The 25,809-nt window shown below is 32.1% G+C and carries 24 protein-coding genes and 1 tRNA gene; 11 read left to right on the forward strand and 14 right to left on the reverse strand.

Going from position 1 to position 25,809, the window contains the following annotated elements; translation table 11 throughout:
- Positions 1-7 precede the first annotated feature (7 nt).
- The 6 genes from EU95_RS01985 to mazG all read right to left on the reverse strand — a co-directional run bounded on the left by EU95_RS01985 (position 8) and on the right by mazG (position 7,295).
- Positions 8-1,618, reverse strand: a complete 1,611-nt coding sequence (locus tag EU95_RS01985; protein ID WP_032522690.1) for a CTP synthase — start codon at positions 1,616-1,618, stop codon at positions 8-10.
- Between the two features lie 75 nt (positions 1,619-1,693).
- Positions 1,694-3,490, reverse strand: a complete 1,797-nt coding sequence (aspS, locus tag EU95_RS01980; RefSeq protein ID WP_032522691.1) for an aspartate--tRNA ligase — start codon at positions 3,488-3,490, stop codon at positions 1,694-1,696.
- Between the two features lie 54 nt (positions 3,491-3,544).
- Complete coding sequence (gene gcvT, locus EU95_RS01975; protein WP_032522692.1) at positions 3,545-4,657, reverse strand: glycine cleavage system aminomethyltransferase GcvT; 1,113 nt, start codon at positions 4,655-4,657, stop codon at positions 3,545-3,547.
- A 50-nt stretch (positions 4,658-4,707) separates the two neighbouring features.
- A complete protein-coding gene (gene speB / locus EU95_RS01970; RefSeq protein WP_032522693.1) occupies positions 4,708-5,589 on the reverse strand; it encodes an agmatinase in 882 nt (293 codons plus the stop codon).
- 1 nt (position 5,590) lies between these two features.
- Positions 5,591-6,442 carry a polyamine aminopropyltransferase gene (gene speE, locus EU95_RS01965; protein WP_032522694.1) on the reverse strand — a complete coding sequence of 284 codons (852 nt, stop codon included), beginning with the start codon at positions 6,440-6,442 and terminating at the stop codon, positions 5,591-5,593.
- Positions 6,443-6,449: 7 nt separating this feature from the next.
- Complete coding sequence (gene mazG / locus EU95_RS01960) at positions 6,450-7,295, reverse strand: nucleoside triphosphate pyrophosphohydrolase (RefSeq protein ID WP_032522695.1); 846 nt, start codon at positions 7,293-7,295, stop codon at positions 6,450-6,452.
- 98 nt (positions 7,296-7,393) lie between these two features.
- Between mazG and EU95_RS01955 the strand changes: the two genes are divergently transcribed.
- The 4 genes from EU95_RS01955 (at position 7,394) to EU95_RS01940 (ending at position 11,273) form a co-directional block, all read left to right on the forward strand.
- Positions 7,394-7,465: transfer RNA gene (locus EU95_RS01955), tRNA-Val, on the forward strand.
- Positions 7,436-7,822 carry an AIR synthase gene (locus EU95_RS09480; protein WP_072014843.1) on the forward strand — a complete coding sequence of 129 codons (387 nt, stop codon included), beginning with the start codon at positions 7,436-7,438 and terminating at the stop codon, positions 7,820-7,822. The genes EU95_RS01955 and EU95_RS09480 overlap by 30 nt, the downstream gene beginning before the upstream one ends.
- A 95-nt stretch (positions 7,823-7,917) precedes the next feature.
- A complete protein-coding gene (locus EU95_RS01945; RefSeq protein WP_032522697.1) occupies positions 7,918-10,674 on the forward strand; it encodes a valine--tRNA ligase in 2,757 nt (918 codons plus the stop codon).
- A 2-nt stretch (positions 10,675-10,676) separates the two neighbouring features.
- The gene (locus EU95_RS01940) at positions 10,677-11,273 is read left to right on the forward strand and encodes a TVP38/TMEM64 family protein (protein ID WP_032522698.1); all 597 of its coding nucleotides are present in this window, start codon (positions 10,677-10,679) and stop codon (positions 11,271-11,273) included.
- Positions 11,274-11,277: 4 nt separating this feature from the next.
- On the opposite strand, the gene EU95_RS10010 is transcribed toward EU95_RS01940, so the two are convergent.
- The 3 genes from EU95_RS10010 to EU95_RS01930 form a co-directional block, all read right to left on the reverse strand.
- Entirely contained in the window at positions 11,278-11,430 is a 153-nt protein-coding gene (locus EU95_RS10010) for a hypothetical protein (RefSeq protein WP_193742497.1), read from the reverse strand.
- Between the two features lie 113 nt (positions 11,431-11,543).
- Positions 11,544-12,857 carry an RNA ligase family protein gene (locus tag EU95_RS01935; protein WP_032522699.1) on the reverse strand — a complete coding sequence of 438 codons (1,314 nt, stop codon included), beginning with the start codon at positions 12,855-12,857 and terminating at the stop codon, positions 11,544-11,546.
- 23 nt (positions 12,858-12,880) lie between these two features.
- Positions 12,881-13,300, reverse strand: coding sequence for a hypothetical protein (locus EU95_RS01930; protein ID WP_032522700.1), 420 nt, complete (start codon positions 13,298-13,300; stop codon positions 12,881-12,883).
- Between the two features lie 85 nt (positions 13,301-13,385).
- Here EU95_RS01930 and EU95_RS01925 point away from each other — a divergent pair, with 85 nt between their 5' ends.
- Both EU95_RS01925 and EU95_RS01920 read left to right on the forward strand, forming a co-directional pair.
- Positions 13,386-13,913 carry a SprT family zinc-dependent metalloprotease gene (locus tag EU95_RS01925; protein WP_032522701.1) on the forward strand — a complete coding sequence of 176 codons (528 nt, stop codon included), beginning with the start codon at positions 13,386-13,388 and terminating at the stop codon, positions 13,911-13,913.
- 83 nt (positions 13,914-13,996) lie between these two features.
- A complete protein-coding gene (locus EU95_RS01920) occupies positions 13,997-14,560 on the forward strand; it encodes a hypothetical protein (protein ID WP_032522702.1) in 564 nt (187 codons plus the stop codon).
- Here EU95_RS01920 and EU95_RS01915 read toward each other — a convergent pair.
- The 5 genes from EU95_RS01915 to EU95_RS01895 are packed head-to-tail and all read right to left on the reverse strand — an operon-like array spanning position 14,540 to position 19,999.
- Positions 14,540-15,115, reverse strand: a complete 576-nt coding sequence (locus EU95_RS01915) for a chorismate lyase (RefSeq protein WP_193742499.1) — start codon at positions 15,113-15,115, stop codon at positions 14,540-14,542. The two genes, EU95_RS01920 and EU95_RS01915, sit on opposite strands and share 21 nt — an antisense overlap.
- Before the next feature lie 48 nt (positions 15,116-15,163).
- Entirely contained in the window at positions 15,164-17,131 is a 1,968-nt protein-coding gene (mnmG, locus tag EU95_RS01910) for a tRNA uridine-5-carboxymethylaminomethyl(34) synthesis enzyme MnmG (RefSeq protein WP_032522703.1), read from the reverse strand.
- Between the two features lie 12 nt (positions 17,132-17,143).
- On the reverse strand, positions 17,144-18,526 hold the full coding sequence (dnaB, locus tag EU95_RS01905; RefSeq protein ID WP_032522704.1) for a replicative DNA helicase: 1,383 nt from the start codon (positions 18,524-18,526) through the stop codon (positions 17,144-17,146).
- Between the two features lie 58 nt (positions 18,527-18,584).
- Complete coding sequence (gene rplI / locus EU95_RS01900; protein ID WP_032522705.1) at positions 18,585-19,040, reverse strand: 50S ribosomal protein L9; 456 nt, start codon at positions 19,038-19,040, stop codon at positions 18,585-18,587.
- 20 nt (positions 19,041-19,060) lie between these two features.
- Entirely contained in the window at positions 19,061-19,999 is a 939-nt protein-coding gene (locus EU95_RS01895; protein ID WP_032522706.1) for an acyl-CoA desaturase, read from the reverse strand.
- Positions 20,000-20,074: 75 nt separating this feature from the next.
- Between EU95_RS01895 and EU95_RS01890 the strand changes: the two genes are divergently transcribed.
- The 5 genes from EU95_RS01890 (at position 20,075) to EU95_RS01870 (ending at position 25,808) form a co-directional block, all read left to right on the forward strand.
- Positions 20,075-20,773 (forward strand): hypothetical protein, encoded by a 699-nt coding sequence (locus EU95_RS01890; protein WP_032522707.1) that lies wholly within the window; start codon positions 20,075-20,077, stop codon positions 20,771-20,773.
- 17 nt (positions 20,774-20,790) lie between these two features.
- Positions 20,791-22,083 carry an aminotransferase class I/II-fold pyridoxal phosphate-dependent enzyme gene (locus EU95_RS01885; RefSeq protein WP_032522708.1) on the forward strand — a complete coding sequence of 431 codons (1,293 nt, stop codon included), beginning with the start codon at positions 20,791-20,793 and terminating at the stop codon, positions 22,081-22,083.
- A 2-nt stretch (positions 22,084-22,085) separates the two neighbouring features.
- Positions 22,086-22,475, forward strand: coding sequence for a glycine cleavage system protein GcvH (gene gcvH / locus EU95_RS01880; protein WP_032522709.1), 390 nt, complete (start codon positions 22,086-22,088; stop codon positions 22,473-22,475).
- 45 nt (positions 22,476-22,520) lie between these two features.
- Positions 22,521-25,430: an aminomethyl-transferring glycine dehydrogenase gene (gcvP, locus tag EU95_RS01875; protein ID WP_032522710.1), complete on the forward strand. Its 2,910-nt coding sequence runs from the start codon at positions 22,521-22,523 to the stop codon at positions 25,428-25,430.
- Positions 25,431-25,559: 129 nt separating this feature from the next.
- Positions 25,560-25,808 (forward strand): hypothetical protein, encoded by a 249-nt coding sequence (locus EU95_RS01870; protein ID WP_032522711.1) that lies wholly within the window; start codon positions 25,560-25,562, stop codon positions 25,806-25,808.
- Position 25,809: the final 1 nt, after the last annotated feature.

Below are 25,809 nucleotides of genomic sequence, written 5' to 3' on the forward strand. Positions count from 1 at the left end.
AAAAATATTAATTTGATTGAGTTAACTTTTCTTGAGAGGCTTTTATTAAGCCTTTAAATAATGGATGAGGTTTCCCAGGTCTTGATAAAAACTCAGGATGATATTGACATGCTAAGAAGTAAGGATGATTTTCTAACTCAATTAACTCAACTAATCGGCCATCTGGTGATGTACCACTAATTTTGTATCCAGAATTTAAAAAACTTTGTTTGTAGTAATTATTAAATTCGTATCTATGTCGATGTCTCTCATAAATAACATCTTCATCATATAATTTTTTTCCAGTTGTATTTTTTGTCAATCTACATGGATAAACTCCTAGTCTCATTGTCCCACCTAAATCAACTACATCTTCTTGTTCTGGTAATAAATGTATCACTGGATTGGGAGTATCTGGATCTAGTTCTGAACTAGATGCATCTGGAAGATTAGCTACATTCCTGGCCCATTCTATAACTGCACATTGCATACCAAGGCAAAGGCCTAAAAATGGAATTTTATTTTCTCTTGCGAATTTTATAGCAGAAATTTTGCCATTCACTCCTCTGTTTCCAAATCCTCCAGGTACGACAATTGCATCAACTTCATTTAAGTAAGTTTCTGCTGAATCTTTTTCTATCATTTCAGCACTGACCCAATGTAAATCTAACAAAGCCTTGTTTGCAATACATGCATGCCTTAAAGCTTCAACTACAGATAAATAAGCATCTCCAAGTTCAATATATTTGCCCACAAGAGCAACTTTTATTGGATCTCCAGGATTTCTTAGATTATGAATTAGTGCTTCCCAATTTTTCAAATCACATTCTTTGTCCTCAAGTTCAAGATACTTCAGAGTTTCTTTGCACAACCCTTCTTTTTTTAAAGCAAGAGGCACAGAATAAATACTATCTGCATCTAATGCTTCTATTACTGATTTTATATTTACTCCACAAAAACCACTAAGTTTCTTTTTAAGACCTTCATTTATTGATTTATCGCTTCGGCATACAAGTAAATCTGGCTGAATTCCAATTGATCTTAATTCTTTTACTGAATGTTGTGTTGGTTTAGTTTTTATTTCGCCAGAGGTTTTGATGTAGGGAAGTAATGTTACGTGTATGTACGCTACGTCATTTCTATTGACATCATTTTTGAATTCTCTTATTGCCTCTAAAAAAGGTAAAGATTCAATATCACCAACTGTTCCACCAATTTCAGTAATAATAATATCTGCATTGCTGTTAGCTGCTACTCTATGAATCCTTTCTCTAATTTCTCCAGTTATGTGAGGTATTACTTGCACAGTTCCACCGTTATAACTACCTCTTCTTTCTTTATTAATTACTGCTTGGTAGATAGATCCCGTCGTTACACTATTTAACCTAGTCATTGCAGTATCAGTAAATCTTTCATAGTGACCTAAATCTAGATCGGTTTCAGCCCCATCTTCGGTTACAAATACTTCTCCATGCTGGAATGGGCTCATTGTGCCTGGATCAACATTTAGATATGGATCTAGTTTTAATATTGAAACACTATATCCTCTCGACTTTAATAATCTCCCTAAGCTTGCAGCTACAATTCCTTTACCAATGCTAGAAACTACTCCTCCTGTGACAAAAACAAATTTTGACATTAAATATTTTTAATTAAGCACATACTCCTTATATTTTATTTAAACAAAAAACTTTTAGAACATCCATATATATTCTTATTCATCAATTGTTATTTCAATATCTAATTCTTTTAATTGTGATTCAGAGACATTTGAAGGTGCATTTGTGAGAAGACATTTTGCTTGTTGATTTTTTGGAAAAGCAATGGTTTCTCTGATTGAATCTGCACCTATGATCAGCATGGTAATACGGTCCAATCCAAACGCTATTCCACCATGCGGAGGAGCACCCATTTCTAAGGCTTCTATTAAAAATCCAAATTTTTCATCAATCTCTTTATCAGAAAGTCCTACCGTTTTTAAAATCTCTCTTTGCAAGTTCGCTTCGTGAATACGTAAAGAGCCACCTCCTAACTCCAAACCATTAAGAACTAAGTCATAAGCATTTGCTATTGAGTTCTCAATTTCTTTTTTCAAGTTTTCACAATCTTTAGATTTTATATTTTTTGGAGAACAAAAAGGATGATGTAAAGCTTCATATCTATTTTCTTCTTCATTTCTCTCAAACATCGGAAAATCAGTTACCCATAAGAAATTCCATTTACTTTTATCTATAAGATTTAAGTCTTTTGCAATGTATTGTCTCACTCTATCTAATGACTGGTTGACAATTTGTTTATCTCCAGCTCCTAAAAGGATTAAGTCTCCATCTTGGGCCTCGGTTATTTTTAAAATATTAGCTATATGCTCTTCATTTAAATTATTTTTAATTGCCCCAATAGTCTCGAGCTCATCTCCTTTGACCCTTATAAAGGCCAAACCACCAGCTCCTGCATCTTGAGCTACTTGGAAGATATCACCTCCGGGTTTAATTCTTACGTTGCTAATACTTAAATTACCTCCCTTAACTGTTATGGATTTTATAGAACCTCCAGACTTAATCGCCTTGGTGAAAATATTAAAGCCAATATCACCTAATACTTCTCCTAAATCTTTAAGTAACATTTGATATCTAGTATCTGGTCTATCAGTACCGTAATTATCCATTGCTGCGTGCCATGACATTCTTGGAAAAGCATTATCAAAATCAATATTCAATACTTCTTTCCATATTTTTTTTATAAGACTTTCATTAAAAGATATTATTTCTTCTTCATTAATAAAGCTCATCTCAATATCTAATTGAGTAAACTCTGGCTGTCTATCTGCTCTTAAGTCTTCATCACGGAAACATTTTGCGATTTGATAATACTTATCTAAGCCTCCAACCATTAAAAGTTGTTTAAATAGTTGTGGGGATTGGGGTAGAGCAAAAAATTCCCCATTTGAAAGACGTGCAGGAACAAGAAAATCGCGAGCTCCTTCTGGAGTTGATTTTGTCAGCAATGGAGTTTCTACTTCAGTAAATCCAAAATTATCAAGAAATTCTCTAGCAACTTTAATAATCTTGTGTCTTGTTTTTAAATTTTCGAGTAATTTGCCCCTTCTTAAATCAAGGTATCTATATTTTAATCTGAGTTCTTCTTTTGTATTTTCATAATCATGTATAGATACTGGAAAAGGTAAGTTTTTTTTAATTTGATTGAGAATTTGCAAATCTTTAACCTTAAGCTCTAACTCTCCAGTACTTAAATTTTTATTAATTGAATCTTTGGGCCTTTCATTAATAATTCCGCTAACCATTATTACCGTTTCATTTCTTAGAGTTTCTGCCTGTTTAAATAGACTTGCGCCGTCATCGGGGTTAATTGTTATTTGTAAGAATCCACTATGGTCTCTTAAATCAATAAAAATTACACCACCATGATCTCTTCTTCTATCTACCCATCCGCATAAATTAACTAATTTACCAATATCTGTATTATTGAGTTCTTCACAAATTTTGTTTCTCATCTAAGTATGCTTTATTTATCAAAACTTATAATAATTCTTTGAGGGTAAATTTAGTTAATAATTTTTTTTATAAAACGCTCTTTTTGTTATAACTCCTTTGAATTTTTTGCCTCTTATTAATATTTCAACTTCGTTATTTATAAAAGCATGCGAAGTTGTGATGTATGCAAAAGCTATAGCTTGTTGTTTAGTTGGAGACCAACTGCCGCTAGTGATAGTTCCAATATTCTCTTCACCTTTTAGTACTGGGCAACCTTTTCTTCCTATTGCTTTACCTTCTATAGAGAGACCAACTAACTTTTTTTGAATACCTAATCTTGACTGCTCTTCAAGAAATCTTCTCCCAAAGAATTCATGATTATTTTCTAGATGAACTAGCCATCCTAACCCTGCTTCATACGGAGAAGTTTCTTCATTTATGTCTTGGCCATAAAGATGCATGCCCGCTTCAAGTCTAAGTGTATCCCTAGCTCCTAAACCACAAGGAGTAACATTGTTGGAAATTGAGAAATCCCATAAATTAATTGCTGCTTTTTTAGATAAAAGTATTTCTAGACCATTTTCCCCTGTATATCCTGTCTTTGAAACGAAGATTTTTTCTTTCTGCGAAATATGTTCAAAAATTTTATATTCGCATCCAAAGTTAGGGATATGGGAGATTGATGATTCAATCCATTTTTCAAATAAATCGAATGAGTTTTTACCCTGTAGTGCTAAAAGCACCTTGTCTTGTTTAAAGTTTGTTATTGAAATTTCATTCTTTTTTGAATTATTTTTTATCCACTGAAAATCTATGTCATATCTACTTGCATTAACTATTAACAATATTTCTGTTATATCATTTTCTTGTATGCCAAGGTCATAAATTATTAAGTCATCTATTATTCCTCCTTTATCATTGAGCATTACTGTATAAAGTCCCTGACCTTCAGAAATGGAGTATAAATTTGTAGGAAAAAATTTTTGAATATAATCCTTTGGATTGATTCCTTTAATAGAAATTACACCCATGTGAGAAATATCAAACAATCCAGTTGAAGATCTAACTGATTCATGCTCTTTGATTAATCCTGAAAATGATATTGGCATTTCCCAACCTGCAAAATTCACTAACTTTGCATTGGATTGAACATATTTTGAATAAAGAGGACTTTTAAGCAAATCCATGAAATATTAAATTTTAATTTACTATTTTTACACTTTAGTTTAGAAATTTTTTATTGCATATTTTCTAATGACAAAATTAAGCTTCTAAGTACTTTGGCTGCAACTATACTGCTAACTCCGCTTTTATCAATTTCTGGAGATAACTCCACAATGTCTGAAGCTACAATCCTAAAGTCTCTTAAAGTTTTCAGGATCTCTTCAAAATCATTCCAAAAAAATCCTCCCGGTTCTGGGGTTCCCGTCCCTGATAATAAACTGGGATCAAACCAATCTAAATCTATTGTTAAATAGATTGGAGACTTAGAGTATGGAAGAAGAGCTTGCTTTAACTCTTGCGCATTTCCGCCTGGACAAAAGTTAACTAATTGATTGTTATTATGCATAAACTGAAATTCTTCTTTAGTCCCACTTCTTATTCCTACTTGCAAAATTTTCTTTTTAGGTAGCACTTCTAGGCATCTTTGCATTGTACAAGCATGACTATTTTTATTACCTATATATGTTTCTCTTAAATCTGCATGAGCATCAAGTTGAACCAATATCAAATCTGGATATTTCTTTACTAACGCTTCAACAGCACCTGTGGTAATAGAGTGTTCGCCTCCAAGCATAATAGGCCTAAGGCCTTTGTTTATTAAAAAATTTGTTGCTGATTTGACCGATTCAATAACGGACTTTGAGTCATTTTTATCAATTATTATTGACCCAAAATCAGCATACATAATATTTTCTAAGTCTTTATTTAGTTTTGGACAATATGTTTCTAAACAAGAACTCACTTGTCTTATCGCTTCTGGACCGAATCTAGCTCCAGGTTTGAATGAACATGTGCCATCATAATTGACTCCAAATATACCAATTGCGCAATCATCAGGGCTTCTTTTTGCTCCCATGAAAATCGCATTTTCGTTATCAAATAAATTTTTTATCATTCTATGAATTGAGTTCTTTTACAATTTTATTTGGCATCATTTTGAATGCTGCATTTTGAAAATTCAAATTCCAAATTTCACAACCTTTTTCTATTCTCAGGGTTTCAATATAATTTTGCTTTGATAAATTTAAAACTTCTTCAGAAGCGAATGTCCAACTCCAAATACCGCTAGGATATATAGGTACAAAAGAATACATAGTTTCAGAGACTTTAAAGATTTTTTTCAGGGTTTTTAAAATACTTATGTGAATATTTTTGAAGGATTCAGGTGATTCGCTTTGCGTTGCTAAGATACCATTTTTTTTAAGAATTCTTTTGCATTCTCTATAAAACGAATCTGAAAATAATAAATTTGCAATTTCTGATGGATCTGAACAATCTATAAATATGACGTCGTAAAAATTATCTCTTGTTTTTTTTACCCATTGAACACCATCATCAATATGGATCGTTAATCTTTCGTCATTCCATGCATCGCCTCCAATTTCTTTTAAAAATTTTTTAGATATTTTGATTACTTCCTCATCAATCTCTACTAGATCAATTTTTGATATTTGAGAGTACTTAATGCATTCTCTTGCTGTACCGCCGTCTCCTCCACCAATAATGAGTACATTAGATTTTTCGTCAATGCTACTTAATGCTGGATGCACAAGACACTCATGATAATACTTCTCATCTTTTAATGATGTCATCCAACAGCCATCTAGCATTAAAGCTCTGCCATAATATTCATTTTCAATAACAATAATTTCTTGATATTTGGATTTTTGTTTAATTAAGATTTCTCCATTTAGACCAAATCTTGAGCCTTTATGATATTCATCTATCCAATTTGAAATATTAGTCATTTGCTTTTTAAGAATTTTTTCTTTTAAGTTTTTGCTTGGCTATTTGCCAAAGCCGTTGAAAATCTTTAGGGGTTTGTTTTTTAATATTATCTCCTGCATGATGTTCAATAATTGAGAATCTGTCTAAAAATTTTTTATTAGTTTTTTGAAGAGCTGATTCTGGATTTATTTTTAAAAAGTTTGAGAGATTTAGAAGGGTAAAGTAAATATCGCCATATTCATTTTTTATGTCTGAATAATTTTTACTTTTTATTGCTTCCTTTAATTCATTAATCTCTTCTTCTAACTTTTCAAAAATTTGATCAGTACTCTCCCATTTAAAACCAAATTCTTTAACAACATTTGTGATTTTATCTGTTCCAATTGTTGGCGGTAAACTTTTAATTTTCAAATTTAAATTTTTACTAATCGATGATTTAAAATGAGGTGCTTTTTTTTCTGAATTTTTAATTTTTTCCCAAATCTTTTGCGATTTTTCTAAAGACACTTTTTCTTTTTTGTCGAAAATATATGGATGTCTATTAATAATTTTCTTGTTTAGATTTTTTAAAACATCATTTAGTTCAAATTCTTTGTTTTCGTAACCGATTTCAGAATGCAGCATTACTTGTAATAAAAGATCTCCTAACTCTTCACAGATGTTATCCGCATTTTTTTCATATATCGCATCTATAAATTCACCACTTTCTTCATTTAAAAATGGGATCAATGATTTATGAGACTGTATTTTCTGCCATGGGCATCCCCAAGTTTTATCTTTCAATGACTTGATATTAGATATTAAAATTTTAAAGTTCTCTAAAGTCTCTAAATCGGAATTTTTATGCAAGTTATATCTATCGTTTGAGGACATAGGTTATCTTTTATTAATTCAATTTTGCCTTAATCATGAAATATTTAAATAGTTAGTGCAAATATTTCAACTTCATCCATTAGAATAGGTTATTATAAGGGCGATTAGCTCAGCGGTAGAGCGCCTGCCTTACAAGCAGGATGTCCCTGGTTCGAACCCTGGATCGCCCATCTTTTATTTTTCTAATGACTGAGATCGTCAATCTTTCAATCAGTCAAAGCGCTGCTTCAGAACTATCTAGGCAAGCTTCTTTTGGAGGTTCTCCTGGAAAAATGTCAATTGATTTGGTAGAGGAGAAAAATTGTTCCGAAGGATGGATGCATATTAAATTAAAGCCTGGAACATGTAATGGATCCCCAATCTCAAGAACAGAAGGAGTCACTTTATATGCCGATGTAAAAAAGTTTAATTTACTTAAAGATTTAAAATTAGATTACTACGGTGATTTAAGCGGTGGTGGATTTCTTATCTCAACACCAAAAAATGCAAAACGTTGTTCCTGCGGTTCTGGCTTCAAACTTTTGTAGAATGAATGTCCTTTTTTTTGCATACTAATATTATTTTCATTAATTGGCTGCTATGAAGATAAAATATAAAAAAGGTTTCGTAATAAAATTTGCATATGACTGAGATGAATGATCAATTATCTTTAAAGAATTATTCACCTTTTGAAGTAGAGAAAAAGTGGCAAGAAAAATGGGAAAGTTTACAGGCGTTTAGTCCTAATCCTGAGGATGACGGGGAGCCTTTTTGTGTTGTTATTCCGCCACCAAATGTAACTGGATCTTTGCATATGGGGCATGCATTTAACACCGCTTTGATAGATGTTGTAGTACGTTTTCAAAGACTTTTAGGTAAGAATGCTTTGTGTTTACCAGGAACTGATCATGCTTCAATAGCTGTTCAAACTATTCTTGAAAAACAATTAAAAAATGAAGGTAAAACAAGCGAGGATATTGGAAGAGATGAATTTCTTAAAAGAGCATGGAACTGGAAAGAACAAAGTGGTGGAAGAATAGTTTCTCAATTAAAAAGGATAGGATATTCAGTTGACTGGACTAGAGAAAGATTTACTCTTGATCAAAAATTAAACGAAGCAGTTATTGAGGCTTTTAATATTCTCTATAATAAGAATTTAATTTATAGAGGCGAATATTTGGTTAATTGGTGCCCTGAATCTCAATCTGCCGTAAGTGATCTTGAAGTTGAAATGCAAGAAGTAAATGGTCATTTATGGCATTTTAAATACCCTTTAATTTCTGAAAGTGGTGAACAGTTAGATAAGTACTTAGAAGTTGCAACAACAAGACCAGAAACGCTTTTGGGTGATACTGCTGTGGCAGTTAATCCTGATGATGATAGATATAAAGAATTTATTGGTGTCAAAGTAAAAGTCCCTTTTGTTGATAGAGAAATACCTATTATCGCTGATTCACATGTTGATAAAGATTTTGGTACGGGTTGTGTGAAGGTTACTCCAGCCCATGATCCAAATGATTTTGCAATAGGGAAAAGGCATAATTTAAAACAGATTAATGTAATGAACAAAGATGGAACTTTAAATATTAATGCAGGTATTTTTCAGAATTTAGATAGATATGAGGCTAGAAAGAAAATTATCAAAGAATTGGACAACTTAGGTCTATTGACAAAGATAGAGGACTATAAACATACTGTTCCTTTTTCTGATAGAGGTAAGGTCCCAATTGAACCTTTATTGTCAACACAATGGTTTTTGAAAATGGATGATATATCACAAGGATGTCTTAATGAAATTGATTCTAAAAAACCATCTTTTATTCCTCCACGCTGGGAGAAAGTTTATAAGGATTGGTTGGAGAATATCAATGATTGGTGCATCAGTCGGCAATTGTGGTGGGGGCACCAAATACCAGCATGGTATGTTTTAGATGCCTCTCAAGACTCAATAGAACAAAATACTCCATATATCGTTGCAAGAAATGAAGAAGATGCTTTAATCGAAGCTAATAAAAAATTTGGATTAAATATTAAATTGGTTCGCGATAAAGACGTTTTGGATACATGGTTTTCAAGTGGTTTATGGCCTTTCTCAACACTTGGTTGGCCAAATACAAATGATCCAGATTTTAAAAAATGGTATCCAAATAATGTTCTTGTTACTGGTTTCGATATTATTTTTTTCTGGGTGGCCAGAATGACAATGATGGGGAGTACTTTTACCAATAATATTCCTTTTAAGGATGTTTATATTCATGGTCTAGTTCGAGATGAAAAAAATAAAAAAATGAGTAAAAGTGCAGGTAATGGTATTGATCCAATACTATTAATTGATAAATATGGTTCTGATGCTCTACGATTTGCTTTAATTCGAGAAGTTGCAGGCGCTGGACAAGATATCCGGCTTGATTTTGATAGGAAAAAAGATACGTCTTCAACTGTTGAAGCTTCAAGAAATTTTGCGAATAAATTATGGAATGCAACTAAATTTGTATTAATTAATAAAACTTCTAACAATAATTGTTCGCTTAATGAGAGTGATGAAACTTCTTTAGAATTATGTGATAGGTGGATTTTATCGAAATTGAATCAGGTAAATAAAAAAGTCGCTGCTTTGTTGAAAGAATATAAATTGGGAGAATCTGCCAAACTTCTATATGAATTTGCATGGAATGATTTTTGTGACTGGTATGTAGAATTTGCTAAACAAAGGTTTAATAATAAAGAGACTAAAAATAGACAAATATCTGAAAAAGTTTTAATAAAAGTACTCAATGATATTTTGGTAATGATTCATCCTTTTATGCCGCATATTACTGAGGAACTTTGGCATGCACTGCAACTAAAACCAGATAATGCATTATTATCTCTTCAAAAATGGCCAATACACGAAAATAAATTTGTTGATCACAAGCTTGATAATTCCTTTCAGCAACTCTTTGAAATTATTAGACTGATTAGAAATTTGAGAGCTGAATTAGGTCTTAAGCCATCAGAAAAAGGTCCTGTATATTTAATTACAGATAATGATGAATTGATTGATTTTTTAAAAACTTTAGTTGAAGATATTCAAACCTTAACTAAATCTTCTGAAGTATTTATTTTTAAAACTAATGCTGTTGATAAAAAAGAGTTTGCTAAATCTTTTTCTGGTATAATTAGTGATTTAGAGGTTTACTTACCTTTTCAGGATTATGTAAATATAGATGCATTAAAGGAAAGGTTAACCAAGGATTTAAAAAAGGTAGCTATTGAATTAGAAAATTTAAATAAGAGATTATCTAATAAAAATTTTGTTGATAAGGCTCCAAAAGATATTGTTGATGAATGCAGATTAAAATTAAATGAGGGTTCGGTTCAAAAGGAGAGAATTACAAAAAAACTCGCACTATTGAATTGAGTATGAATATATTCCTAGAAAATATTTATAATTTGTCTTTTTTTTTTAATACTGGAATTGGAATTTTAGCGTTTGTTTGTATTTATATTTTAATTGTTTTATTAATACTTCCAGCTTCTTGGTTATCTTTATTATCTGGTTTTTTATATGGCTCATATTTAGGATCAATTATCGTTTTCATTTCCGCTTCCATTGGAGCAACAGTTGCATTTTTTTTATCAAAAACTTTTTTTGCAAAAAAGCTAAAAAACTTTTTTATCCGTTATCCAAAATTAACTGTTATGGAGAAAGTAGTAGAAAAAGGCGGACTTAAATTAATTTTTTTAGCGAGATTATCTCCGATATTTCCCTTCAGTATTCTAAATTATTTTTATGGTTTGAATAATATTAAATTTAGAGATTTTTCTCTTGGCCTTCTTGGAATTATTCCAGGAACTTTTCTTTATTGCTCAATAGGTAGTTTGGCAAAAACTCTCCAGGATTTAAAAAATGTACAATCACCAAATAATTTGTATATGACTATCGTCGGAGTTGTTTCAACTTTTTTGGTTGTATATTTCTTAGCTAAATACTCCAGAGAATATTTTGAAAACTCCTAAGAATTTAATCTTTAATATTCCAATCTCTAATAGATGCAATTAAAATAAACCAAAATAGCCTAACTTTACCTAACAAAGTTTTATTAGCTTCTAATTCCATATATTTTGCCTGTCCACAAGGTGTTTTTATGTAGTTGAAAACTGTTTTCTTTGTCATAAGTCTTTTAAAAGTCTTAATAAATATTTTTATACTTTATAACTTATATTTTAAGTTTTTTATTTAAAAACCACATTTATTATTGACTACTTTGTTAAATAATTTTTTAAAATTTACACTTTTTCTCCAGCTTTAAATCCTCTAAAGCATTTGAATCTTGGAAACCTAAGACTAAAAGCCACTGCATCCTTGGATTTAGTTTTAGCATCAGCTCTGATTTCTACAAGTTGACCAATGAGATGATTACGTTTTGACCAATATTCTTCACGTTGGATATCACTAAACCCGCTTCCACAACTAAGACTGTATTTATACCCATCATCTTCCCCTTCTACCAGTATTGCCCCTAGCCTACCTTTATTACGACCTGTGCCTTCCTCAACCGATACAACTTTTAAAGTGACTTCAATGAAAGGTTTTGCTTTTAACCAACTGTGCGTTCTTTTACATTCATACATAGCATTGGGATCTTTAATCATTACTCCTTCATATCCTCCTTCAACGGCAGATTTATTCAGCTCTACAAATCTTTTCTGACCTTCAATGGTGTCAAGATCTACATCTTCCCATTCCAGTGTTTGTACATGTTTTAGAAGCTTAGAATGTTTTGCTACCCATTCTTTTATTAATAAACTTCTTGATGTTTGACTAGTGTTCCATCTCCCTTGTTGAAAGTTTTCAAGGGGACATAAATCAAATAAGTGTAGAACTGCATCTTTTGTTTGTTTGCCATCTTTTCTATGAACCTGTTTCATTAAATCCTGAAAGTTAGCGCTCATTACTTCACCATCTAGGACTAAGTCATAAGGTACAGGATCTTCTTTTAAGACGTTTTCTATTTCCGAAATAATATGACCAAAATTATGGAATTGTTTCCCATTACGAGAAAACATTTCTACCTTATTTTGTCTAATAATAGTTAAGACGCGTACACCATCTAATTTAATTTCAATTTGCTTTTTCCCTATCATTTTTTTTTCATGATTGGCACTGTCATGAGCTAAAGGACAAGAAAAAATAGGAATCGCATATTTGGGAAATTTCTTTGCTATCTTGTTGATTGTTTTTTCAGATACACCACATCTAAGATCTTTTATTAAAACTCGTCTATAAAATCCATTCCACTCTTCTTTTGTTGCAGATTCCATAGCCGAAAAAATTGCATCTCGAGCAGCATGACCAGTAAGTTCTCTTTGAATAAGCTTATTGGCTAATTCTTTAAAATCTTTCCATAAAAAATTTTGACTTTTTTCATTCTCTTTCTCAGGAACAATTTTTACACCAAAAGTTACCAATGGATCAAGTGCCATTCGGATTCCTTCAAAAAAATCATCTAGACCTTCTTCCATCGCTTCTGAGATGATTTTTTCTTTTTCTAATCTACTTGGGTGTAATTCTAATTGTTGTATTATTTCTTCTTTAAACAATTCTTTTCCCTCACAAGAAATTATTAATTCACCTTAGCTATTCTGTCTATTTTCCAATCATTGTCAGTTTTTGAGAAGGTAAAATCTAATGGGAGTTCATCTTGTTTGTCTTCTGATTTTAAATTCAAAGTTATTATGATTTGATCTTCTTGAACTCTAGGTCTTCCTGATTTTAGATTTCTGTATTTATTGAGGTTTAAACTAGCTAAAAATTTAAGAAAGTCTTGGCGTTTAACATGAGTTTTATAAGTTTTTGTAGTCAAACCATAAGCTGCATCAATTCTTCCAGCAGCTATTTGATCAAAAAACTTCCTTACTAATGGATTAATTCCTCTAGCGCTTATAACTAATTTGACGGCATTAAAAGTCCAAAAAGAAACTAGTACTGCTCCACCTACTAATAATGCTTTAATTCCGATATCTTTAACTAGTGTTGCATCCATGTTGATTTAAGTTTTTTATTACTTTAAGAAAAGAAATCGTTTTTGATGGCTTTTTTTGTCAAAATAATACTAATTTTAATCCATAATGCCTTTAATTCCTCTTTTACCCTTATTTCATAGATTTAATAGCCAATATTTTGAAAATTCTTTAACGGTTAATAATCAACCTTTAGTAAAAGTTAGATGGAGTGATAATAGATTAAAAACTACTGCTGGTTTTTACAAAAGAAAACGTATTAATGGTCTTGTAGATTCTGAAATTATTTTATCGAAACCTATCTTGAGTAAATTATCTACTAGTGAAATAAACAGTACTTTATGTCATGAAATGATTCATGCATGGGTAGATAGGATATTAAAAAAAAATGAGATTCATGGCCCAAATTTTTTAGCAAAGATGAATGAAATTAATGAGAAAGAGAAGAGCTTTATAATATCTGTAAGACACTCATTTCCTATTGAAAGGAGAGAATTAAAATATATAGGAACTTGTCAAAATTGTGGTGATAAATTTTTTTATAGGAAAAGGATAAAGAATATTGCCTGTAAAAAATGTTGTGTAAATTTATTTAATGGATCATGGAATAAAAACTGTTTAATTTTGTTTGATTAAAAATATAAGATGTGTTTTTGTTTCTATATTTGGAATTATTTATTTTTTTAATGTAATTTATATCTTAAAAAGCATAATAATTTATGGATTCAAGGAGAATTAGAAATCTTAGAAATAGTTTTGATAGAAATATTGTTGACAAACAAGTTGATAAAATTTTTGAAACTGGAAGACAATTCGTTGATGGAGTATCTGGTGCTAGGCCAGGCAAAAGAAGGAATTCAGATTTTCAAGGAATAACAAGTAAGAGTGTTAAAAAAGTAGGAAAATGGGTATCTGAAAAAGTGGATTTATTTTTTGATGAAGATAATGATGATTGGCGTGATGATTATTTTTACGATGATAACAACGATTTTAAGAATTTTACAAGAGAATCAAATCCTTATGAATCTGCTAAGGCGCACTCAAAAAGACCTTTAGAAGCAATATCTTTAAGGCAACCAAAAAGCTTACAGACAACTGAGCAAAAAAAATTACCTTATGTGAAAGAGAGTAAAGATGAAGATTGGCCAGATGAAATGGATTTCAAAGTTGAAAGATGGCAAAGAGCTTCAGAAAACGAGAATACTACACCAAGAGATCAATCAAACCAACAAAGTCAATCAAAATCAAGAAATCTTCCCAGATCAAGAAGAAGAAGAGTATAGTCTCTTAAAATTTTTAATTCCTGAATCACCCAATAAACTTTCTAGATGTGGATTAAAGACTTCCCTAATAATTGTTAGGGGCTTTTTGTCTCGAAAAAATCTATAATTTCTTGACCAGAATGGGCCTTTAAAACAAAATTGATCTTCTAACCAATTTGAATTTACAAGTGAAATTCGATCAACTTCTCTAAACAATTCAGATCTATCTTGTGTCAAATTCTTCCAAATAGGTTCTTCTTTGGCTTTTAAATTTTCATTTACTTGTTCTGCATTCCACCAACTTTCAGCCCATGCTAGGTTTTTATTATTGTTTTTAATCCATACTTGTCTTCTAATTAAAGGCCCATTTAACTGATTTAATTCTTTAGGACCTTCTTTAATGAATAGAGGATCTACTTGCATTGAAATTAATTTAATTTTCGTCTCTTGATTAGTAAGGAGTTGTAGATGTCTAGTTGGGCTTCCATCCCCAAGCAGCATTAATTTCCATGGACCTGATATCTTCGGTAATGAATTTTTCACTAAAAAAGTAGATGCTTTTTCTTCCCATAAAATTTTTGGTGAGTTAAAAAGTTTTTTATTCAGTGCTCTGACGGATTGCTTTTAAGATGATAACTTTTTTTCAGCAAAAACATTTGCATTTTCATTCTTTATTTCTTTTATTTTTAGCCAAACAAGTAATGCAGTTAAATCAGCTTTGCTTACTCCAGGAATTTTTGAAGCATCACCAAAATTTTTTGGCTTTATCTTATTCAAATTTTCTCTAGCTTCTAAAGATAATGTATCTATCTTTTCGTAATTTATTTCTTGAGGCAGAGATTTACAGCTTTGACGATTTATTTGTTCAATGTTGTTTTTTTGTCTTTTAAGATAACCCTCGTATTTAATATCTATTTCAACACCTTCCTGTATTGAAGAATCAAGATTTTTTTTAGTCAAATTATATTTAATTAGATCTGAATAATGAAAGTTTGGTCTTTTTAGGAGTTCTTTCAAAGTCGTTGAACCTTTGATTTTTGATCCCGTGTCTAATTCTATTTTTTTTGACGTTTCATCGGTATTTTTTAAACGCGTGTTATTTAATCTTAATTTCTCTTCCTCAAGGAGTTTCATCTTTTCTTGATAGGCCGACCATCTTTTCTCATCAATAAGCCCTATTTGATAGCCTAATGGGGTTAATCTCCTATCTGCATTATCACCTCTAAGAGTTAACCTATATTCACTCCTACTAGTAAGAACTCTGTATGGTTCTTTGAGATCTTTGGTAATTAAATCATTAATCATGGTTCCTATATAACTGCTTTCTCTAGTGAAAATTATTGGATCTTTTTTGTTTAGTTTTCTTGTCGCATTGACTCCCGCAACTAATCCTTGTGCTGCTGCTTCTTCATAACCAGTAGTGCCATTAATTTGTCCAGCGCTAAATAAATATTCAATTTCTTTCGTTTCAAGTGATGTTTGGAGCTGTGTTGCTGGTATATAGTCATACTCGACAGCATATGCTGGTCGCAACATTTTACATTTACTTAATCCAGGTAAGGTTCTTAAAAGTTCTAATTGAATATTCTCTGGTAAACCTGTAGAAAATCCTTGTACATATATTTCAGGGGTATTAATTCCTTCTGGCTCTAAGAAAATTTGATGTGATTCTTTATCAGCAAATTTAACTATTTTATCTTCAATTGATGGACAATATCTTGGCCCTTTACTATCAATAAAACCGCCGTAAATGGGAGTTAAATGTAAATTGTCTCGAATGAGTTGATGTGTTTTAGAAGTTGTTCTTGTGATATGACAACTAACTTGAGGCATATTATTTTTGATATCTGGGTCAAAAGAAAAATATTTATCAGCTGCCGTACTGGGTTGAATATCTAATTCATCAAAAATGATACTCTTTTTATCAACTCTTGCTGGAGTTCCAGTTTTTAAACGTTCTGTTTTAATACCAATTTCGTGTAAGTTTTGAGTAAGACCTTGTGCTGCTTGTTCGCCCGATCTACCTGCTGACATTGATTTATTTCCTATCCATATTCTTCCTTCTAAAAAAGTACCAGCTGTGATAATAACTGATTTAGCTGAATAATAACTACCAAAGAATGTTTTTACACCTTTTATTCTTTTTTTTACGATTTTTTTGGAGTTCAATCCAATTTCTTCAGTTTTTGTAATATCCAGTTCAGTAATCATTGCTTCTTTTAAAGATAAATTATCTGTGTTTTGAAGGATTTCGATCATCTTTTTTGAGTATTCTCTTTTGTCTGTTTGAGCTCTTAATGCCCATACAGCTGGTCCTCTACTTGCATTTAATATTCTTTTTTGAATAGCTGTTTTATCAGCTAATTTCCCAATTATTCCTCCTAATGCATCAACTTCATGCACTAACTGACTTTTTGCTGGCCCGCCAACTGCAGGGTTACAAGGTTGCCAGGCAATCCTATCTAAATTGATTGTGAATAAGGCTGTAGAAAATCCTAATTTTGCTGTTGTTATAGCTGCTTCGCATCCTGCATGTCCTCCTCCAATAACGATGATGTCAAAAGATTCATTTGTTGCTTGATGATCTTGCATTTTAGGATCGATTTAATTAGCTAAATTCCTAAATCTCGTAAATTGAGGTTCAAATAATAATTTAACAGTTCCTACGGGCCCATTTCTATGTTTAGTGACAATGATCTCGGTAATTCCTCTATCTTCAGTCTCTGGATTGTAGTATTCATCTCTATAAATCATTAATACTAAATCTGCGTCTTGTTCAATAGACCCTGATTCTCTTAAATCGCTTAACATTGGTCTTTTGTTTGTTCTAGACTCTACTCCTCTACTTAGTTGAGACAAAGCAACTACAGGTACTTTTAATTCTCTTGCCATGCTTTTGAGACCTCTTGTTATCCTTGATAGTTCTTGCACTCTATTATCAGGGGTCGTTCCTTCCATTAATTGGAGATAATCAATTACGATTAATCCTAGTTCTTTTTTTTGTTCAGCTATTAATCTTCTACATAGAGATCTCATCTCTAAAACACTTAAGTTAGGTTTGTCATCTATAAATATTGGTAATTGACCCAATGAATTGATACCTTCTCCAAGTAATGGCCATTCATCTTGTTGCAATCTACCTGTTCTTAGCCTGCCACTTTCGATTCCAACTTCCATAGAAAGTAGCCTATATGTTAACTGTTCTTTACTCATTTCAAGGCTAAATACGCATACAGGTAAATCTTGAGATTGTGCAACATTCTTAGCCAAATTAAGAACCATTGAAGTTTTCCCCATAGAAGGTCTTCCAGCAACAATTATTAAATCACTTCTTTGAAAGCCTTGAGTCATCGCATCAAGGTCATAAAAATTTACGGGAATTCCAGCTACTGAAGTACCTAATGATCTCGACTCTATTTCATTGAAGGTGCTTGTAAGTATTTCAGCTGCTTGAGTCAGACCTTTTGAAGGTTTTTCTTGACTGATTTCAAATATTTTTTGCTCTGCTTTATCTAAAACTTCATAAGTATCTTGAGTTTGATCAAAACCTAGTTGAACCACTTCATTTCCAGATCTGATAAGTTGCCTTCTCATGAATTTGTCGTTAATTAAATTAGCAACTTGTTCTATGGAAGCTGTAGAGGAAACGTTTTCAACTAGTTCTACCAGTTTGCTGTTCCCTCCAATTTTTTCTAGTGATCCATTATCTGCTAACCAAGCACTCATTGATGTTAAATCAGTTGGTTTGCCCTGGGTATGCAACATTAATGCTGTTCTATAAATCTCTTGATGAGCATTAATATAAAAAGCTTCAGGTTTAATTAAGTCCGCAATTCTTCCGATCGCGTCTGGATCAAGAAGTATGCCACCAAGAACGGCTTCCTCTGCTTGAACGTTTTGAGGAGGTACTAATCCAGAATTTTCACTATTAAAATCCTTTTTAAAATTTTTATTTTGCCCATTATTTGGAAAAGGTACGGAAACCATATATTTAATTGCTTAGATATATACTCTGGCTACTTTTCAAAATAATGCAACAAATTGATTAACTTGTTACTTCAATATTTACTTCTGCATTTACTTCTGCATGTAATTTTATTTTTGCAGTAAAAGAACCTAAATTATGAATGTCAGGAACTGTAATGTTTCTTCTATCAATTTCTTTTTTAGTTGCAGCCTCTATTGCTTCTGCAACATCCCCATTGGTAACAGTTCCAAAAAGTACACCATCTTCTCCAACCTGTTTTTTGATAGTGAACCTACCTATTGTAGATAATGCAGTTTGGAAATCTAAAGCTTCTTGCTTTAATTTATCAGCAGCAATTTTTTCTTTTTCTTTCTTCCTCTCGATTTGTTTGAGGACTGCTGGTGTTACATTCATTGCCTTGCCATAAGGTAATAGAAAATTTCTTGCGTATCCAGGTGCTACTTCAACTAGATCTCCTTCTTTACCAAGTGATGCAATTGATTCAGTTAATGCGACTTGTATTCTTTTAGCCATGAAAATATTGATCAATATAGTTAATAATAAGACCTAGAGGGTAACTTTACTTTTTTTGCAAGACCAAATTTCGCAAGAATCTTAATATGTTCCCATGTTATATCAATTTGACCTCTAAATAATCCTTGTTTTGCCGAATTGGGAAATGCATGATGATTATTATGCCAACCTTCTCCAAATGTTAATGCAGCAACCCATGCATTGTTTTTAGATGAATCACCACTTTCAAATGGTGCTTTACCCCAACAATGCGTCGCGGAGTTTACTAGCCAAGTGATGTGATAAACAACCACAAGTCTCAATGGAATTCCCCAAAGGACTAAAGCCCAGCCTCCAACTCCTAATTTTTGACCTATTGCGAATAATGAAAGTCCAATAGGAATTTGTAAGAATAAAAAATATTTATTTAAAAATCTATAGTATGGATCCTTGATTAAATCTGCACTTAGTTTTGGGACAGCTTTTAGTGCCTCAACGTCTTTAAACATCCAACCCATATGACTCCACCAGAAACCCTTTTTACTATTGTGATGATCTACTTCAGTATCTGAAAAAGAGTGGTGATGCCTATGTAAACCTACCCAATCTATCGGTCCATGCTGGCAACTTATAGCTCCACAGGTAGCAAAAAATCTTTCTAACCATCTTGGAACAATAAACGATCTGTGTGATAACAATCTGTGATATCCAAGAGTGACTCCTAAACAAGCAGTTACCCAGTAAAAAAATAATAATGAAGTGACTGCAGGGAGACTCCAAAATTTTGGTTGTATAGCTACAAGAGAAAGAATATGAATTACAACCATGAAAACTATTGTTCCCCAAGTTTTATGTAGTCTTGGAGGATATCTTTTTGAATGGCTGGAAGGTTCCAATAACTTTTCTGAGAGTTCTATGACTTTTTCAGCTGGAACAGGTTTTTTTAATTTTGCTGTTTCTTGGAAAATTACTGAATTCATGATATTGAAATACTATTTTCAAAATTACCGATATGTAATATTATCATACTATACTATTGATAAGTTTAATTATCTGTGAGTCTCGGATATCGCGATAAATTATCTAGAGGTCGAAGGGCTATGGCTCATTTGATACACCTCTGGCATGAAAGAAATGGATGGTCTCATAGAGTTTTGCCATTACTTGCTGAAGTTCTTGATTTAGGTAAAGTTCATAATTCGCAAATTTCTAATCTTAGAAACGGGAAGTTATCTTCGCCAGGTCCTGAAGTTTTTCTTGCTTTAGCTCAAGTTAATACGATTCTTGATCAAGGTATAGAAAAAATCAGGGATCGTTTTGAAAGTGATTATCCAGAGTTATGGAAATCTTTAGAAGAGTCTGCATTACCCCTAAAAAATGATTCTGGTAATCCATTGTCGGCCGGGGAGTTATTCGAGATATTTTCAGGATTAAAATCTTTACCTTCATCTTTTGACTGGTACATAGAAGATGAAGAAGCTTCTGCTTTAAGTGATTCTCTTTCAGTGCATTTTTGTCAGAATAAGGCCTGGAGATCATGTAAAGTTAAAGTAATGGAAGCCTATGCTGTCACTAAATCTGCTCGTAGAGAACGTTTTGCTGAGGTAATAGCAGGAATTAGAGATTATACGGCAGAAGAATTAGATGCAGAACTACTCGATTTGTATGAGGCTTCAAAAAAACTTTCTTATTTTCAGGGTAGGGGACCTAATGCTTTCCTTGTAGAATTAAGAAATTTAGCTTCTGAAAAATAATATTATTTTTGTAATAAATGATAATAAACAATAACTTAAAACTGGCTGAAAACGCTGTCCTTTCTGTCGAAGAAAGTTTAAGTAAAGTTTTCCAAGAAAGATCTAATCAGGTTTTTCAGAAATTAGAAAATATTTTGACAATTTTTAAGGAAGAAAAAGTTTCTACTAGTCATTTCAATCAATCTTCTGGTAGTGGTCATGATGATATATCTAGAGAAAAAATTGATGCGGTTTTTGCAAGATTTTTTCTAGCTGAAAAGGCAGCTGTAAGGATGCAATTTGTAAGTGGAACGCATGCAATAAGTTCTGTCTTATATGGAATTCTTAGACCTGGAGATGTGATGTTATCTCTAACAGGACAACCATATGACACATTAGAAGAAGTGATAGGGATAAGGGGAGGAGGTAAAGGCTCACTCAAAGATTTTGATATTGAATATAAGCAAATAAATATCTGCGAGAATTTTGATTCTTTTGAAGAAAAAATTATTCATTTTTTTAAAGAAAATTCATGCAAATTAGTATTTATACAAAAAAGCTGTGGATATAGTTGGAGAAAATCTCTTACGAATGATCAGATAAAGAAAATTTGCAGTTTGATTCATTCTTTTGATCCTAACTGCATATGTTTTGTCGATAATTGTTATGGGGAGCTTGTTGAAGATAGTGAACCAATTTCTAAAGGAGCAAATATAATTGCTGGATCATTGATTAAAAATTTAGGAGGAACAATCGTTCCTACTGGTGGGTACGTTGCAGGAGATGCAGAGTTAGTTGAGATGGCGTGTTCTAGATTAACCTCACCAGGTATTGGTTCATCTGCAGGAATAAATTTCGGACTGGGAAGATTAATTTTGCAGGGTTTGTTTTTAGCACCACAAATTGTTCACGAATCACTAAAAGGTGCTGATATGGTTGCAGCAGTTTTTAAAAATTTGGGATTTAAGGTTTTGCCAGAGCCAGCAACTTATAGATCTGATCTTATTCAGTCAGTAAGATTGAATAATCCTGATTTGGTACAAAAAGTTTGTCAATCTTTCCAAAATTCTTCACCAGTAGATTCTTTTCTTAATGTTGTTCCATCATCAATGGATGGATATGATTCAAAATTATTAATGGCAGGAGGTACATTTATTGAAGGTAGTACAAGTGAATTTTCCGCCGATGCTCCTCTAAGAGATCCTTACAATATTTTTGTTCAAGGTGGTTCTCACATCGCTCACATCAAAATTGCACTAATTCAATTATTATCTGAACTATTAGAGGAAAAATTAATTTCAAAAGATTCTCTACTTTTTTTATCAACTTAATCATGTCTTACCAGTTTCCAGACAACTTTAACTATGCTGATACCCATGAGTATGTCTTAGAAGAAAATGGATTATTAAAAATTGGAGTTAGTGAATTTGCTATAGATCAATTAGGAGATATTGTTTTTGTTGAGTTAGCTGATCAAGGGAAGACTTTAGAGAAAGGTGAGACTTTTGGAACAATAGAATCTGTTAAGGCCGTTGAGGAAGTCTACCTGCCTTTTACAGGTGAAATAGTATCTGTAAATGAAAGTGTTATTGATAACCCTGAGCTTTTACAGAATGATCCGATTGGAGAAGGTTGGTTAGTCATTTTGAAACCAGAAGCAGAAGTATCAATTACTGATTTGATGACTTCTGAGGAATATAAATCAAAGGTTGTACCAAAATAAGGCAAACTTTTTAAAAAGAGCTATTTTAAAGAAAAATATTTTAATATGACTTCCAAATTTGGGTCCGATTTGTTTGTAGATAGGCATCTGGGGTTAGGAGATAATGATGAGAGAATTATGCTAAACAAGCTTGGTTTTAATAATATTGATCAATTTATAAACCAAGTTATTCCTCAAGATATTCAGCTTGAAGATAAATCTTCAGAAATTCTGCCCCAAGGTTGTTCAGAAATTGAGGCATTAAATGAATTAGAAGAGATTGCGAAGAAGAATATCAAAATGAGATCACTTATAGGTCTTGGTTACTATGACAATCACATGCCTAAAGTAATTCAAAGACATGTTCTCGAAAATCCTAGGTGGTACACATCCTATACTCCATATCAAGCAGAAATTGCACAAGGAAGATTAGAAGCTTTATTTAATTTTCAGACTATTGTTTGTGAACTAACAGGATTCCCTGTCGCCAATTCATCTTTGTTAGATGAGGGCACTGCTGCTGCAGAAGCTATGGCCATGAGTTTTGCTGCAAGAAAAAATAAATCTTCAAAAGTGTACTTAGTGGAATCAAATGTTTTTGATCATACTTTTAATGTGCTACAAACCAGAGCAAAACCTCTGGGCATATCCTTAAGACGTTTTACTCAAAGCAATCTTCCTAATCACGATGATGTCTTTGGAATTTTGTTACAATTACCCGGTAAAAATGGTGAATTATTTGATCCCACATTTTTAATATCCCAAGCACATAGATCAGAAATTATTGTAACGGCTTGTATTGATCCACTTGCACAAGTCTTAATCAAACCAATTTCTGAATTTGGTGTTGATGTAGCAGTGGGTAGTATGCAAAGATTTGGTGTTCCAATGGGTTTTGGTGGCCCCCATGCAGCATATTTTGCATGTAGCGAAAAATATAAAAGGCTGATACCTGGAAGAATTGTTGGACAAACTCTTTCTAAAAATGGAGAAAAGTCTTTAAGACTTGCATTGCAAACAAGAGAGCAACATATTAGAAGGGAGAAGGCCACTAGTAATATTTGTACCGCTCAATCATTATTAGCCATAATTTCTTCTTTTTATGCTATTTATCATGGCCCCTCTGGATTAACGCAAATTGCTAAGAGATTAGTAGAGTTGAGAATAAATTTAGAATCATGTTTAGTTGATTTAGGTTTTGATATACCTGATGGGATTAGATTTGATAGTGTTGATGTTTATTCTGAGCATTCCCAAAAGATCCATAATGAAGCGTTAAAAAATGGCTATAACTTTAGAATTTTGCCCTTGGGATCAACTATTGAAGATTCAACTGGCTTTGGGATCTCTTTAGATGAGCTTAGTAATGAAAAAGAAATCAAAGATATTTTGACTTTTATAGCAAACCTCATAGAAAAAAAAGAAGATTTAGAGCATATAAAATTTGATAAAGGATTTCATCTTGAAAGTTTAGCTTTGAGATCTACTGAATGGATGCAGCAAGATATATTTATAAATTATCAAAGTGAAACTGAATTAATGAGATATATATTCCGACTTGCTGAAAAAGATTTTTCTTTGGTAGATGGAATGATGCCATTAGGAAGCTGTACTATGAAGTTAAATTCTGCAGCAGAGTTAAATCCAGTCTCTTGGGCTAATTTATCTTCCATTCATCCTTTTTCTCCACCAGATCAAACAAGGGGCTATTCAAAAATTATATCTGACCTAGAAAAATGGATAAGTGATATTGTTGGTTTAAAATCAGTTTCTTTTCAACCAAATGCAGGCTCCCAAGGAGAGTTTGCAGGCTTATTGGCAATAAACTCTTATTTTGAATCAAAAGGCGAACTTTTAAGAAAAAAATGTTTAATTCCTAAAAGTGCTCATGGAACAAATCCTGCCAGTGCCGTTATGGCAGGCTTTGATGTTTTAACTGTTGAATGTGATGACGAAGGAAATATTGATTTTCAAGATTTGTCGATCAAGGTCAAGAAATTTGATAACCAAATTGGAGCTCTTATGTTGACCTATCCCTCTACTCATGGAGTTTTTGAATTACAAATTAGAAAGATATGTGAATTAATTCATTCTGTTGGAGGATTTGTCTATTTAGATGGAGCAAATTTGAACGCTCAGGTTGGATTATGCAAACCCGGGAAATACGGTGTTGATGTTTGTCATTTGAATTTACATAAAACATTCTGTATTCCACATGGAGGTGGTGGTCCAGGAGTAGGTCCAGTAGCTGCATCAGAAACTTTAAGCCCATTTCTTCCTACTCATTCTTTAATGGATAATAAATTCTTTAATAGTTCCAATTACGTATCTTCTGCCAAGCATGGGAGTGCAAGTATTCTTCCAATAAGTTGGATGTATATAAAAATGGCTGGTCTTAGTGGTTTAAGGAAAGCAACTTCGCATGCAATTTTATCTGCAAATTATATTGCGCATTCTTTAAAGCATAAATTTAAGATTCTTTATAAAGGAAAAAATAATTTTGTTGCACATGAATGTATTTTAGATTTTAGAGATTTAAAATCCAAAACCGGTTTGAGTGTAAATGATTTAGCTAAAAGATTAATAGATTATAGTTTTCATGCCCCAACTATAAGTTGGCCAGTTCCAGAGACCATAATGATAGAGCCAACTGAAAGTGAAGGTTTGGCAGAATTAGATAGATTTTGTGAGGCTATGCTATTGATCGGAGAAGAAATCAGTGAAATAGAAAATAATATTGAATTAAAAAATAATAATGTAATAAGTAATGCTCCCCATACGCTGAAAGAGTTGATCGCAGATAATTGGCATTATCCTTATTCAAGAGAAAAAGCTTCTTTTCCTTATAAAACTCCAACAGCTATTAAGTTTTGGTCCACAGTTTCTAGGATTAACAATGCATACGGCGATCGCAATTTAATTTGTTCTTGTAATGTAAATCATGGAGAGAAGTTAGAAGAAAAAAAATGTGCTTAAAGGACTAGCGTCCTTGTATTTACTCAGGTATTATCAATGTGAATAAAAATTTAATATTTTCTTATAGAATTTTTTTAAATTTTTTTATTAAAATAATCGAGCATCAAATTTTTTGGGGTATTTGAAGCTATGACCAAAGATTTTAAAACTGGTAATGTTAAGCACCTGCCAGTGAAAAATGTCGACTTACCAAATTTTGTCAATAATTTTTCAGAAGATAACTCAAATATTAGTTCCATTGAGGGAACTAATGTTATAAGAGTACCTTTTGGTAAAAAATTTCCAAAGAAAAAAAGGCCTGAAAAGAATCAAAATATCGCTACTTTAATACTTCCTTTAAGTTCATATAGTAATCCTACCCCTCCACACGTAGCATAAT

It is taken from the genome of Prochlorococcus marinus str. MIT 9201 (genome assembly GCF_000759955.1).
GTDB classification, from domain to species: domain Bacteria; phylum Cyanobacteriota; class Cyanobacteriia; order PCC-6307; family Cyanobiaceae; genus Prochlorococcus_A; species Prochlorococcus_A marinus_G.